General features: G+C 68.7%; 13 protein-coding genes. 4 read left to right on the top strand and 9 right to left on the bottom strand.

All coding sequences use genetic code 11. From position 1 onward, the window contains the following. Nucleotides 1-13: 13 nt before the first annotated feature. Nucleotides 14-838, bottom strand: a complete 825-nt coding sequence (locus MRBLWO13_RS04675) for an SDR family oxidoreductase (protein WP_341976643.1) — start codon at nt 836-838, stop codon at nt 14-16. 98 nt (nt 839-936) lie between these two features. Here MRBLWO13_RS04675 and MRBLWO13_RS04670 point away from each other — a divergent pair, with 98 nt between their 5' ends. From MRBLWO13_RS04670 to arr, 3 genes are all read left to right on the top strand, one after another. After that, nucleotides 937-1,539 carry a TetR/AcrR family transcriptional regulator gene (locus MRBLWO13_RS04670; RefSeq protein ID WP_341976642.1) on the top strand — a complete coding sequence of 201 codons (603 nt, stop codon included), beginning with the start codon at nt 937-939 and terminating at the stop codon, nt 1,537-1,539. 81 nt (nt 1,540-1,620) lie between these two features. Next, nucleotides 1,621-1,857, top strand: a complete 237-nt coding sequence (locus MRBLWO13_RS04665) for a hypothetical protein (protein ID WP_341976641.1) — start codon at nt 1,621-1,623, stop codon at nt 1,855-1,857. 45 nt (nt 1,858-1,902) lie between these two features. Further along, nucleotides 1,903-2,313, top strand: coding sequence for an NAD(+)--rifampin ADP-ribosyltransferase (gene arr / locus MRBLWO13_RS04660; RefSeq protein ID WP_341976640.1), 411 nt, complete (start codon nt 1,903-1,905; stop codon nt 2,311-2,313). 21 nt (nt 2,314-2,334) lie between these two features. Here arr and MRBLWO13_RS04655 read toward each other — a convergent pair whose 3' ends face one another. The 6 genes from MRBLWO13_RS04655 to MRBLWO13_RS04630 all read right to left on the bottom strand — a co-directional run bounded on the left by MRBLWO13_RS04655 (nt 2,335) and on the right by MRBLWO13_RS04630 (nt 9,175). After that, nucleotides 2,335-3,288, bottom strand: a complete 954-nt coding sequence (locus MRBLWO13_RS04655) for a sugar kinase (RefSeq protein ID WP_341976639.1) — start codon at nt 3,286-3,288, stop codon at nt 2,335-2,337. Beyond that, complete coding sequence (locus tag MRBLWO13_RS04650; RefSeq protein ID WP_341976638.1) at nt 3,285-3,914, bottom strand: bifunctional 4-hydroxy-2-oxoglutarate aldolase/2-dehydro-3-deoxy-phosphogluconate aldolase; 630 nt, start codon at nt 3,912-3,914, stop codon at nt 3,285-3,287. The genes MRBLWO13_RS04655 and MRBLWO13_RS04650 overlap by 4 nt, the downstream gene beginning before the upstream one ends. After that, a complete protein-coding gene (gene manD, locus MRBLWO13_RS04645) occupies nt 3,904-5,130 on the bottom strand; it encodes a D-mannonate dehydratase ManD (protein ID WP_341976637.1) in 1,227 nt (408 codons plus the stop codon). Before manD ends, MRBLWO13_RS04650 begins: the two co-directional genes overlap by 11 nt. 73 nt (nt 5,131-5,203) lie before the next feature. After that, nucleotides 5,204-6,604, bottom strand: coding sequence for an MFS transporter (locus tag MRBLWO13_RS04640; protein ID WP_341976636.1), 1,401 nt, complete (start codon nt 6,602-6,604; stop codon nt 5,204-5,206). Nucleotides 6,605-6,659: 55 nt separating this feature from the next. Further along, a complete protein-coding gene (locus tag MRBLWO13_RS04635; protein ID WP_341976635.1) occupies nt 6,660-7,664 on the bottom strand; it encodes an L-idonate 5-dehydrogenase in 1,005 nt (334 codons plus the stop codon). After that, on the bottom strand, nt 7,661-9,175 hold the full coding sequence (locus tag MRBLWO13_RS04630; protein WP_341976634.1) for a mannitol dehydrogenase family protein: 1,515 nt from the start codon (nt 9,173-9,175) through the stop codon (nt 7,661-7,663). The genes MRBLWO13_RS04635 and MRBLWO13_RS04630 overlap by 4 nt, the downstream gene beginning before the upstream one ends. Nucleotides 9,176-9,327: 152 nt before the next feature. Here MRBLWO13_RS04630 and MRBLWO13_RS04625 point away from each other — a divergent pair, with 152 nt between their 5' ends. Then, nucleotides 9,328-10,290 carry a LacI family DNA-binding transcriptional regulator gene (locus MRBLWO13_RS04625; protein ID WP_341976633.1) on the top strand — a complete coding sequence of 321 codons (963 nt, stop codon included), beginning with the start codon at nt 9,328-9,330 and terminating at the stop codon, nt 10,288-10,290. Between the two features lie 6 nt (nt 10,291-10,296). Here MRBLWO13_RS04625 and MRBLWO13_RS04620 read toward each other — a convergent pair whose 3' ends face one another. Continuing rightward, a complete protein-coding gene (locus MRBLWO13_RS04620) occupies nt 10,297-11,304 on the bottom strand; it encodes a hypothetical protein (protein ID WP_341976632.1) in 1,008 nt (335 codons plus the stop codon). Between the two features lies 1 nt (nt 11,305). After that, on the bottom strand, nt 11,306-13,144 hold the full coding sequence (locus MRBLWO13_RS04615; RefSeq protein ID WP_341976631.1) for a substrate-binding and VWA domain-containing protein: 1,839 nt from the start codon (nt 13,142-13,144) through the stop codon (nt 11,306-11,308). Nucleotides 13,145-13,223: the final 79 nt, after the last annotated feature.

Raw genomic sequence — 13,223 nt, 5'->3', positions numbered from 1 at the left:
AGCGCCGACGAGGCTACTTGGCGTCCGCGCGCCGCGCCCTTTTCGACATCCGGATCTCGCCCAGGACGCGGGCACTCGTCTGCGTCAGCGCGCGACGCGAGAGCAACCGCGTGCCCAGGGCCGTGAGGTGGTTGACGCGGCCGGAGATGACGCTGGGCCCGCCGTTCGCGCGGTCGAGCTCGTGGAAGGCCGCATCGATGACCTGACTCGCGGTCTGCTGGCGGCCGACGGAGGCATCGTCGGTGCCGACGACGTCGAAGAACTCCGTCTTCGTCGATCCAGGACTCACCGCGAGCACGCGCAGCCCGGTTCCTCGCGCCTCGGCCCACAGCGCCTCGGTGAAGCTCAGCACGAACGCCTTGGTCGCGCCGTACACGGCCATGCCGGGTGTCGGCTGGTACGCCGCGGTGCTCGCGACCGTGACGAGCGCCCCGTGCCCTTCGAGCAGCTGCGGCATGAATGCACGCGACAGTTCGACGAGCGTCGCCACGTTCAACTGGATCTCGCTCAGCATCCGCTCCGGATCGGCCTCATCGAACGCGCCGTGGGTGCCGAACCCCGCGTTGTTGACCAGCGAGGTGACGCGGATGCCGCGGCGGTCGAGCTCTTCGTGCAGGGCGCTCGCGGCACCGGTGACGCCGAGGTCGGCGGGAACGACCTCGACCTTCACGCGCGTGGCGGCCCGCAGTTCGGCGGCGAGCTTCTCGAGGCGGTCGACCCGACGGGCGACGAGCACCAGATCAGACCCGCGGGCGGCGAACCGTCGAGCGAACTCGACGCCGAGCCCTGAGCTCGCGCCGGTGATGAGTGCGGTTCCCCCGCGGAGGTCAAGCGTCATGGTGCAGTCCTTCAGTCGATTCAGCAATGTAGACAGTGACATCATTGTGTCGGCATCCGCTCTTGTTGTCAATGACAACATCGAGATAGACTCGTCGGGTGCCCCCGCAGCCCTACCATCACGGCGATCTGCGCCGGACCCTCCTTGAGGCCGCTGCATCCAGCATCGAGAACGACGGCGTCGACGCGCTGTCGTTGCGTCAGCTCGCCCGGCAAGCCGGGGTCAGCCATGCCGCGCCGAGCCGGCACTTCCGCGACAAGCAGGCGCTGCTCGACGCGCTCGCCGAAGACGGCTTCCACCGTCTGGCGGCGGCACTCGAAGAGGCGACCCGCCGTGATGCGACGACCCCGACCGCAGCTCGCAGCAGGTTCGACGACCTCGCCCGCGCGTATGTCGCCTTCGCGTTGGCCCAGCCCACTCTTCTCTCCTTGATGTTCGGGATGAAGCACGCTCCTGACGCTCGCGCGGAGCTCCTCGCCGCGGGCCAAGCGTCGATGGAACTCACCATTCGGGTGGTCGTCGCAGCCCAGGAGGTGGGAGCGATCGGGCCGGGGGATCCGCACCGGATCGCGCTTGCCGCGTTCTCGGCGTTCCACGGCATCGCATCGCTCGCATCCGGGGGTCTGCTGGACGGTGTGCCGGTCGACGTGCTCGTCGACACCGCGGGCGATATCTTCTGGCGGGGTCTGCAACGGGGATGAATCGCCCCCTTGTCAACCGTCCTGCGCTCGCCGCGGATCGGACGGACGATGGACGCTCGATCACGACCCAAGGAGCGCACCATGTCGAACATCGACGCATTCGCGAACAGCCTGCCGCCGGAGATGCCGGGCATTCCCCCGGTCGACGACGTCACGGATGACTCGTTCCCGACCGATCAGCAGCAGCCAGAGACGCAGGGCGAGGAGCCGCTCGACGCCGAGCTGGGCGAGGACGGACAGGGCGATCTCGCTCCGGGCGACGAACCGGAGGGCGCCAGCGACGACGAGCCGCGAGACCTCAGAGACGAAACCCGGTGACGGACAGCCCTTCGGCTCAGCCCGTCATCGTCATAGGCTGTTCCGGTGAGCGATGCACGGGATGACGGTCCGTTCTTTCACGGCACGAAGGCGGATCTCGGCCGCGGCGATCTGTTGACGGCCGGCTTCCGGTCGAACTACCGGCCCGAGATCGTGATGAACCACATCTACTTCACGGCTCTGCCCGATGGAGCGGGGCTCGCGGCCGAACTCGCACCCGGCGACCGTGAACCGCGCGTCTACGAGGTCGAGCCGACCGGCGAGTTCGAGAACGACCCGAACGTGACCGACAAGAAGTTCCCCGGAAATCCGACGCGGTCGTACCGCAGCAGCGCGCCGTTACGCGTCGTGCGCGAGGTCACGGACTGGACGCGGCTCACTCCCGACGCACTCGCCGCGTGGAGAGAGCGACTCGCCGCCCTGCACGCCGACGATCGCGCCGAGATCATCAACTGACGCCGGGCCGCCCCGACGTCATCAGCGCCGTACGGGGTCGCCGGCGCCGTCGAGGAATCGTTCGAGCTCGCGCAGCGTCGGCGCGGCCTCCCAGTCGCCAGGCACTAGGCACGCCATCGCGCCGCAGGCGTTCGCGCGCCGCAGCGTCGCATCGAGATCGAGGCCGTCGAGCAGCGCGCTCAGGTAGCCGGCGACGAACGCATCGCCCGCACCCACGGTGTCGACGACGTCGATCGTGGATCCTGGTGACACGACGACGGCCTCACCCGAGAACGCCGTCGCGCCGTCCGCGCCCTGCTTGAGCACGGTCGTCGCGCATCCGGCATCCCGCAACCTCGCGGCAGCATCCGCCGCTGACGACCCCGGGTACAGGACCGCGAACTCCTCGGCACCGCCGAAGACGATGTCGGCGCGCTCGGCGAGCTCGCGCAGAAGGGGCGAAGCGGCCTCGGCGCTCGCCAGGGACGAACGGTAGTTGATGTCGAAGCTCACGATCGCGCCGGCGGCTCGCGCGCGGCCGATCGCCGTGTGCAACGTCGCCAGCGCCGTGTCGGAGAGCAGGGGAGTGATGCCGGTGACGTGCAGCAGCGACGCCTCTTCGATCCACCCCTCCGGAAGATCATCCGGATGCAGTCGCGACCCCGCCGACCCCGCACGGTAATAGTGCACGGCGGTGGATGCGGCCGAGGGGCGCTCCTTCACCATCAGGCCGGTGGCGGCATCCGGATCGACGATCACTCGTACGTCGATGCCTTCGCCGCGGATCTCCCGCGCCACCCGTTCGCCGGGGGAGTCGTCTCCGACGCGGCCGAGCCACGACGTGGCGACGCCGAGGCGGGCGAGACCGATCGCGACGTTGCTCTCTGCGCCACCGATGCCGAAGGCCAGGGAGTTCGCATGACGCAGCGAGCCGATCTCGGTCGTGCGCACGAGCGCCATGGTCTCGCCGAGGGTGACGACGGACGCAGAGATCACTCCGCGCTCCGAGCGCAGACCTCGACGAACGCGGCGGCACGCTCGCGCAGAGCCTGCAGATCGCTGCCGTTGAAGGCATCGCCGAGCAGCGGGCCGCCGACGCTCACCGCGACCGCGCCGGAGCGAAGCCAGGCCTCGGCGCCGGCAAGGTCGACGCCTCCGGAGGGCACGGCGACGAGGTCGGGGAAGGGCCCGCGCAGATCCTTGAGATAAGAGGGTCCGACCTGTCCGGCCGGGAAGATCTTGACCGCAGACGCCCCGGCGGACCACGAGGCGAACAGTTCGGTCGGCGTCAGCCCGCCCGGAACGATCGGCACCCCGGCATCCTTCGCCTGCGTGACGAACGCGGTCGAAGCCCCGGCGTCGATCGCGCGCGCCAGGTCGTCCGTGTTCGTGACGGTACCGACGCCGAGATCGATCGCGTCGCCGAATCGTTCGAGCAGCCGGGGGAGATGCCCGAATGTGCCAGGCGTCGTGAGCGTGAGCTCGACGCTGCGGATGCCGGCGTCGACGAGCACGTCGAGGACGGCGTCGTAGTCCGTCGCCCGCTGTGCGCGCGCCACGACGATCAGGCGCGAGGTGACCGTGCGATCGGGCAGCGCGACCCGACCGAGGTCACCAGTCATGCACGGTCCCGTCGAGCAGACGGTTCACCGGCAGGTACGCCTTCGTGTACTCGTGTCCGGCCGCGGCTTCTTCATCGAGCTCCACGCCGAGACCGGGCTGGTCACCGGGGTGCAGGAAGCCCTTGTCGAAGGTGAACGAGGTCTGGAACACCTCGAGCGTCTTCTCGTTGTGCGGCATGTACTCCTGGATGCCGAAGTTGTGGATCGCGAGATCCAGGTGCAGAGCCGCGGCCATGCCGACCGGCGAGATGTCGGTCGGCCCGTGGATGCCGGACTTGATGCCGTAGATCGCAGCGAAGTCGAGCAGCTTCTTCATCGCCGTGATGCCACCGGTGTGGGTGACGGCTGAGCGCACGTAGTCGATGAGCCGCTCGGTGATCAGGGTCTGGTAGTCGAAGACGGAGTTGAACACCTCACCGATCGCGAGCGGCGTCGTGGAGTGCTGGCGCACCAGTCGCAGCGCGGTCTGGTCCTCGCCGGGCGTGCAGTCCTCGAGCCAGAACAGATCGTACGGCTCGATGTCCTTCGCGAAGCGTGCGGCCTCGATCGGCGACATCCGGTGGTGTCCGTCGTGCAGGATGCGCAGGTCGGTGCCGAAGTCCTCGCGGATCTGGGCGAAGATCCCCGGCATGTGGTTGAGGTAGTTGCGGGTGTCCCACGTCTCCTCGCTGGGGCGGTCGCCCGAGCGCTTGGCCGGTTCGTAGTCGTAGCGCACTCCAGGGCCGGTCGACGAGACGCCGTAGATCTGGCCGAGGCCGGGCACGCCGGTCTGCACGCGTACGGCGGTGTAGCCGAGCTCCTCGTAGCCGGTGATCGCGTTCTTCAGGGCCGCGTAGTCGGTGCCGGAGGCGTGCGCGTAGACGCGGACGCCCTCGCGGCTGGCGCCGCCCAGCAGCTGGTACAGCGGCATCCCGGCCTTCTTGGCCTTGATGTCCCACAGAGCCATGTCGACCGCGGCGATCGCCGCCATCGTGACCGGGCCGCGACGCCAGTACGGCCCGCGGTAGAGGTACTGCCAGGTGTCTTCGATCCGGTCCTCATCGCGGCCGATGAGCATCGAGGCGACATGGTCGGAGAGGTAGGAGGCGACGGCGAGCTCGCGTCCGTTGAGCGTGGCGTCACCCCAGCCGACGATCCCGTCGGAGGTCGTGATCTTGAGCGTGACGAAGTTGCGTCCTGGGCTGGTGATGTTGACGTCGACGAGCTCGATGGTCATGTCGTTTTCCTCGTGGTGTGGGGGTGCGGCCGTTCGGGCGGCCGCACCCCGGGTTCTCAGGTGGGACGGTGGGTCACATGGCGGCGCGCGGATCGGTGAGATCGCGCCCCGTCCACTCGGGAGCCCAGAGGGCGGCCACGAGAGCGGATGCCGTGAAGAGGCCCATCAGGATCATGACCGGGACGATGCTGCCCGTGGTCGCCGAGACCCACGCCGCGACGACGATCGGGCCGACGCCGGTGGCGATGATGGCCGCGATCTCGCGCACCATGGCGGTGAGCGTGTAGCGGTTGCGGGCGCCGAAGATCTCGGGGATCGAGATGTTCTCCATCGACGCCAGGCCGAGGACCGAGATGTTGTGGATCAGCGCGTAGCCGACGAAGACCCAGACGAGCTCGGCGGTGTTGATCATGAGGAGCGTGGGCACGATCAGTACGAGAGACAGCGACGTCATGATGATGTACATCCGGCGACGGCCGAACTTGTCGCCGAGAAGGCCCATGAGCGGGATCGTGAGGAAGCCGATCAGTGACGAGACGATGACGACCTCGGGGCCGACCTCCTTCGACATCGCGAGGGTGATCGTGATGAACGAGATGAGGTAGGTCTGCACCATGCCCGAGTTTCCGGCCTGGCCGAAGCGCAGGAAGAACGAGACGATGATCGCCTTGAGCGGCTTGCGCTCGAGCGACTCCAGCGTGCGGATGTCGTTGGTCTCGGTGGCGAGCTTGACGACCTCGTCGCGAGAAAGGGCCTTGCCGTCGACGACGTCGCTGCGCTCCTCGAAGACCGGGCTCTCCTTGAGGTTGAACCGCACCCACAGCGCGAAGAGCATGATGACGGCGCTGCCGATGAACGGGATGCGCCAGCCCCAGGCGATGACATCGCTCTCGAGCATGACGGCGAGCAGGATCGCCCAGATCGCCGAGGCGAACAGCGTGCCGCAGTTGGTGCCGAGGGCGACCAGCGAGGCGATGACGCCACGGCGGTTGGCGGGCGCGTACTCCGACAGCATGACTCCGGCGCCCGAGATCTCGGCACCGGCGCCGAAGCCCTGAGCGAGACGCAGGATCACGAGGAGGATCGGAGCGAGGATGCCGACCTGCTCATACGTGGGCAGGAAGCCGATCAGCGTGGTCGCCGCGCCCATGAGGAGGATCGTGTAGAACAGCACCTTGCGGCGGCCGACGCGATCACCGATGCGAGCGAACACGAATGCGCCGATCGGGCGGGCGACGTAGCCGACGCCGTACGTGGCCATCGCGAGCACGACCGCCATGCCGGGGTCTTCACCCGCGAAGAACAGCTGGCTGAACACGAGGGCTGCAGCGAGCGAGTACAGCTGGAAGTCCATGAACTCCAGGGCGGTGCCGAGCCAGCCGGAGACGGCGGCGCGAACGAGGTCGCCCATCGAGCGCTTGGCGGTGGGCGGCGCCGCGGGGGCCTCCACACCGGGGACGAAGGAACTGCTCATCGGAATACTCCTTTGTAGTGATGTGCGCGGGGGGGCGCGGGGCAGCGAGGTGTCGCTAGAGGGAAAGCAGGACCTTGGCCGAAGCGGACGAGTCGCGAGCGAGCTCGAACGCCTGGACGGCGTCGGATGCCGGGAGAACGTGGGAGATGACGGAGTCGAGGGCGTCGGACTCGGCCAGCAGCGCGACCGCGTCGTCGATCTCGGTGGAGAAGCGGAACGCGCCGCGGATGGTCAGCTCCTTCGCGAGCATCGGAGCGAGATTCACTCCGATGTCGGTGTTGGGGAGCATCCCGACCTGCACGATGGTTCCGGCCCGGCGCGCAGCGCGCACGGCCTGCGTGAGGGCGACCCCGACGCCGGAGCACTCGAAGACGATGTCGTATGACTCGTTCTCGATCGTGTCGCGGCCGACGAGCGACAGTTCGGTCGCGCCGAGGGACTGCGCACGCTCGAGCGGTTCGGCGCGCACGTCGCTCGCGCCGACGACGGCGGCCCCGGCGTTGACTGCCGCAGCCACGACGAGCAGACCGATCGGGCCGGCGCCGATCACGAGCACGCGACGGCCGGCGACGTCACCGGCGAGGTTGACGGCGTGGATCGCGACGGCCAGCGGCTCGGCCAGGGCCGCGCGCTCGAGGGGCAGCGAGGCGGGGAGCACGCGGACCATGTGGTCCTCGACGATCAGCAGCTCGGATGCTCCGCCCTGACGGTGCGGGTTCGCCGCCGCGCTGCCGAAGTAGTCGCCACCGGGGCGCAGGTGCGGGCGATCTTCGAGGCCCGGCACGACGGGGCCGTAGCGCGCGGGGTGCACGGTGACGGGCGTACCCGGGGCCAGGCGGCCGGACGGGTCGAGGTCGACGACACCGGAGAGTTCGTGGCCGGGGGTCAGCGGCTCGCGGATCGTGTACTCGCCGTTGGCGCCGTGGAAGTAGTAGTGCAGGTCTGACCCGCAGATGCCCACGTAGTGCACGCGGAGGCGGACCTCTCCGTCGCCGGGGGTCGGAGCATCGCGATCCTCCCAGCGGATGTCTTCCTTGCCGTGGATGGCGAGTGCCTTCATGGCTGCATCTCCTTCGTGGTGGTTCGGGATGCCGAGACGGCATCGGCGATCGCGTGATCGACGCCCCGCCTCTGGATGGTGTCGATCAGCTCGCCGACGCGGGCGATGAAGGCATCCTGTGCCCCGAGATCCTCGCCGAACAGGTGGAGTTCGCCGATGACGCGCTGCGCCAGCTCGCGGCCGTTGCGCGCCGACGCTGCGTATCCGGCGAGACGCTCCCGTGCGCCATCGGTCATCGCCGCGGCGTGCGGGCCGGGGTCGAAGCCCGGAAGTGGAGCGATGCAGGAGAGGTACCCGGCGACGGTCAGGGCGATCAGGTGCGGCATCTCGCCGCCGCGGAGGCTGAGAAGTGCCGGCTCCGGGATGCGCTGGCGGAGCTTGACCGAGCCGTCGGTGCCGACCTGGCTGGTGCGGTGACCGAGGGCGCTGTTGGCCCAGCGCTCGAACAGCTCGCTCTCGTACGCGCGGATGTCGACACCGGTGGGCACGGCGATGGACGGTTCGTACTCGTCACGCAGAACCGCGCGGGCGGCGCTCTCGATGCCGTCGAGCCCGATCGCCTCGGGGATCGTGCCGACTCCGCTCAGGGCGCCGAGGTAGGCGATGAGGGAGTGCGTGCCGTTGAGCAGCCGCACCTTCATCTGCTCATAGCGTCCGACCTCGTCGGTGAAGACCGCGCCGCCCGCTTCCCAGGCGGGGCGACCGCCGGCGAAACGATCTTCGATCGCCCACATGGTGAACGGCTCGGCGGGCACTGGAACCTCGTCGCGGGCGCCGAGCAGGGCGCTGACGCGCACGCGCAGTTCGGCGGTCGTCGACGGCACGATGCGGTCGACCATGCTCGACGGGAACGAGACGGCGCGATCGAGGAACGCGAGGGCGTCGAGGCCCTCGGATCCGGGGAGCTCGTGGAGGAACTCGCGGACGAGTCCTTCGGTGTGGGCACCGTTGGCAGCGAGGTTGTCGCAGCTGAGGATCGAGATCGGCGCGCCGCCGGCGGCCGCGCGGGCCTGGAGTCCGCGGGCGAGCTGCCCGATCGTCGAGCGCGCGGCACCGCCGCGCAGGTCGGCGCGCACCGTGTCGTCGTCGAGGTCCAGGTGCTGCGTGGCAGGGGAGTAGCTGTAGCCGTTCTCGGTGACGGTGAGGGTCACGATGCGGATGCGGGGGTCGGCGATCTGGGCGACGACGCGCTCGGGCTGCTCAGCGCCCACGAAGGCGTCAGTGTGCACGCCGGGGATGGTGAGGGATGTGCTGCCGGGAGCGATCGTCGCGACCGAGTAGAGGAAGTCCTGGGCGTGCAGGGCGTCGACGATCGAGCGGGAGCGCGAGGCGACGCCGATGATGCCCCAGTCGCCGCCGGCGGACTGCAGGGCGGCGGCCGTGTAGACCGCCTGGTGCGCACGGTGGAAGCTCCCGAGCCCGAGGTGCAGGATGCCGGCCTCGGCGGGGGCGACCAGCGGAGCGACTGTCGTGGAGGCGGAGCGGTGCAGAGACTGCGCTTCGTTGCTCACGCGGCAGCTCCTTCGCTGTGGGCCGGGTACCACTCAGGGTGATCGGCGATGATCGTCATGCAAACAAGTGTGTATCAGTTGTACAAACATTGTCAACCCGTTTTACATCGAGGGGAAGGATCGTAGGATTGCTGCGAGGGTGGGAGGTGCACATGGCAGCGACGCTGACAGACGTGGCGCGGCGTGCAGGTGTGTCGATCGCGACCGCTTCCCGGGCCTTCGGAGAACCGGATCGTCTCGCGCCGAACACTCTCGGGCGCGTGCTCGAGGCCGCAGGGGAGCTCGGCTACGCCACGCCGCAATCCGCCACCGTCACCCGCACGTTCGGAGTCGTCGTGCCGGACGTCGCGAACCCGGTGTATGCGACTCTCCTCAAGGCGATTCAGGGGCAGGCCTGGCATGGCCGTCACCGCATCGTGCTGTTCGACGCCGATGAAGATCTTCGCCGAGAGCGCGAGCAGATCGAGCAGGCACGCAAGCTAGACGGGATGCTGCTGTGCTCCCCGCGCCTCCCGGACGACGAGCTCCTCGAACTGGTCGGTGACACTCCCTATGTGGTGATCAACCGTCAGATCGACGGTGCGCCGTGCGTGCTGATGGACACCGAGCACGGCCCCGGCCAGGCGATCGAACACCTCGCAGCCCTCGGGCACACCCACATCGCGTACGCCGCAGGGCCCCGCGGTTCGTGGGCCGATGTGCGGCGGGCAGACACGATTGCCCGGGCCTGTGAGCGTCACGGCATCCGTCTCACGCAGCTGAGCCACCACGCCGCATCCATCCAGGGCGGGCGCGCTGCCGCTGCTCCGGCCGTGGCGAGCGGCGCCACGGCCGTCGTCGCCTACAACGACCTCGTCGCGCTCGGACTCGAGGCCGGGATGCTGGAACTCGGGCGACGCTGCCCCGCCGACGTCAGCATCGTCGGCATCGACGACATCGATCTCGCCGGCGCGGTGACCCCAGCGCTCACGACCGTCCGGATGCCGATCGAGCGCAGCGGCGCACTCGGGGTCGATCTGCTCCTTCAGGCGATGTCGGGCGCTGTCATCGGCGACATCGCGACGCTGGGTTCGCAACTGATCGTTCGCGCTTCGACCGCGGCACCGGCGGTCTGACCTCGGTCATTCCCCCGAGTTCTTCTTGAACTGACGCTCCCAGTCGCGCAGCTCCGACCGGCCGATCAACGAGTCGAGCGAGACCTGGAACAGCAGTCCCTTGCGGGCGTTCACCTGCTTGATGTTGTCGACGATCTGCGTCGAGACGGCGGAGAGGGCCTCGCGGACCTCGCCGACCCGCTCGTCGGGGTCATCCCACAGGTCAGGGCGCGTCAAAAGGTCGAGCAGGTAGTCGCGGTCGAGCGCGGCGACGAGCCTGGCGAGTTTGTCGGAGTACTCCGCCTCGGCGATGGTGGTCTGATCCTCGCCCGCCTTGGCGTCGAGTCGAGCGAAGAGCTGCTCGACGTGCGAGGCGAGGGCGTCGATGCCCGCTGCGGTCTCGGTGGCGACCGGGTTGCCGGGAAGAGCCGCGTAGTCGGCGCGCAATTCGCGCAGGCGGTTCATCCGAAGACGGATGCCGGCCGGCACCGGGTCTGTCGAGACGGCGGGCTTGCGACGGCGGCGAGCGATCAGCGCGATCGCGGTGCCGGCGGCGGCGACGAGCACGACTCCGCCGATCACCACCGGCAGCAACAGGTCGACGCCTCCGCCTCCGCCGCCACCGGGTGAGGTCGGTGTCTCGGCCGAGATCTCCTGCACGGTTTCGACGAGCGCCGCCTGGGTGCTTGCGGCCGACGTCTGATTCTCGTTGGCGATCCGCAGCGCGTCGACCCCGTCGATCGCGACGGAATCTGCCATCAGATCGTCACCGATCGCCAGGATCACCGTCTGCTGATCTGCAGCCTTCGTGAGCTGATCGAGGATGTAGGTGTCGTATTGCTGGTTCTCGATCGCGGCAGCCGCTGGCAGCACCACGACGGCTATCGAGCCGTCGCCCGGGATCACCTCCGTCAGCGCGGACTGCAGATCGGAAGCCCCCGAAACGGCAGGATCGACGTACACGTCACCGGCCTGGATTCCGGCGATGGCGTCGTCGACCCATCCCGACGAAGGCGTGGCGATGAACATTGCCATCTCAGAAGTTGTTGATCACGGAGGCGAACACGAGGTCGATCCGCGCGGCATCCGACGCATCGAAGAGCTGTCCGCCCGTGGCATCCGCGATCCGCTGCAGCGCGGTGGGGTCCGCGCCCTCGCCGTACACGATCGTGAAGATGCGCACCGGAGCGTCGTCGCCGCCCTCCTTCGTGCTCTTGCCGATCTTCGCGATCAGCGAATCGAGTGAGATCGAGGAATCGGTGTCCTCACCATCCGAGAGCACCACGATCGCGTTGATGCGCCCCGGCTCCGCGCGCTCGCGCATGTCCTCATACGCCAGGAGCACCGAATCGTAGAGGGGTGTGCCGTTGCGCTGCGCATAGTGCAGGTCCTCGAGGGACGAGTCGAGCTTCTCGCCGTCGGAGCCGAGCGCCGAGACGTCGCGCAGCACCTGGATGCCGTCGCCCTCGTCGGAGGTGATGCCCGTGGTGAACGCCCACACGCCGATCTCATCGGTGGGGCGGAAGTGGTCGAGGGTCTTCTGCGCACCCTGGATCGCGCCATCCAGACGGGAGCGGCCGTCGCCGATCGGGTCATCCATCGACCCCGAGATGTCGATCAGTTCCAGCACAGACGAAGGCTTGCGCACCTGGGTCCACTGATCGATCGCCGACGAGATCACGTCGACATCCGGCTTCGGCAGCGTCACTGCGGGCTGCGCGGGGTCGATGCCGTACTCGGCGGTGAACAGGTCACCGAGCGGAACCGACTCGTCGAGCGGGCGGAAGCCGTACTCCGGCAGCACCTTCTGCGCCGCCGCGGTCTGCACGAACGCGGCGAAGGCCTCGCCCGCCGTGCGCTGCTCGGCCGTCACCCAGTCCGCGCCGAGCACCGTGATCGGGTTGTCCGACCACAACGAACCGCCCGCCGGGTACACCGCGACCAGCTTCGTCTTCGGCGGCGTGAGCGTCTCGCCCGGCTGCACCGTGTGCGAGTCGGGGTTTCCGGTGTTGTAGTTGATCAGCGACGTCTCCTCCAGGGCGACGGCCGACACGTACGCAGACCCGTTCGCGCCGTTCTGCGTCTCGTCGTACAGCGTCGTGAGCACGTTGCCGGTGGTGTCTCCGTAGTGGATCACGCACTCCTCGAACACGCGGGAGAAGTCGGCGGAGGCATCGACGTCGGCAGCGGTGAGTCCCTCGGCCTTGCCCGATGCCTCATAGGACTGCATCAAGATCGTCGAGAGCCCGGTGGTGGAGGTGTTGGGGTTGGTCTTCGAGATCTTGAAGGCGCCCCAGATGTCCTTGCCCACCGCGCCCCAGCCGGCGGGATCCTGGCACAGGCGGGAGAGGTCGGTGATGCTGATCGGCTTGCCGGGCCAGCCCAGCGCCTCGGCCATCGGCTCCGGCATCCCGAAGACGATCGGGGTGCGGGTGAACGACTTCGGGTCTCCCACGAGGTTCTGGGATGCCGCGGCGGCGACGCGATCGGTCCAGACGGTGGATGCCGGAGACCACAGCGTGGGCCACAGCGTCTGGTCGTCGCTCGGCCAGTCCTCGCCGGAGGTCAGGAAGCGCGTGGCGTTGCCGGACGACACGTTGGTCGGGCGCACCGTCGCGCAGGTGTCGAGGCCCTTGTGCTCCGGCGAGTCCTTGAAGGCCTTCGCCAGCTCGTCGAGCATGTTGACCTTCTCCGAGGAGGTCGCGACGGTGATGTGTGTGCATCCGTCGTCGGGGAAGCCCTGGCCGCCCTCGGTGACGCCGGGGTCATCGCCACCGGTGCAGGCGGCGAGCGAGAGAGCGACCACGGTCGCCAGGGCGATCACCCCGGACATCCGCCGGGCGATGGACGGTCGAGCGGAGCGAGGCGCGGTCATGGGCCTAGGGTACCCAGGTATCGAGCTGTGAGCTCACGATCGTGAGGGGACTGCGATCTACCCGAGGTCGAGCCCGGCG

This window comes from Microbacterium sp. LWO13-1.2 (assembly GCF_038397725.1).
GTDB lineage: Bacteria > Actinomycetota > Actinomycetes > Actinomycetales > Microbacteriaceae > Microbacterium.
The sequence above is the reverse complement of the archived record's forward strand: the minus strand, read 5'-3'. Positions and strand labels throughout refer to the sequence as shown.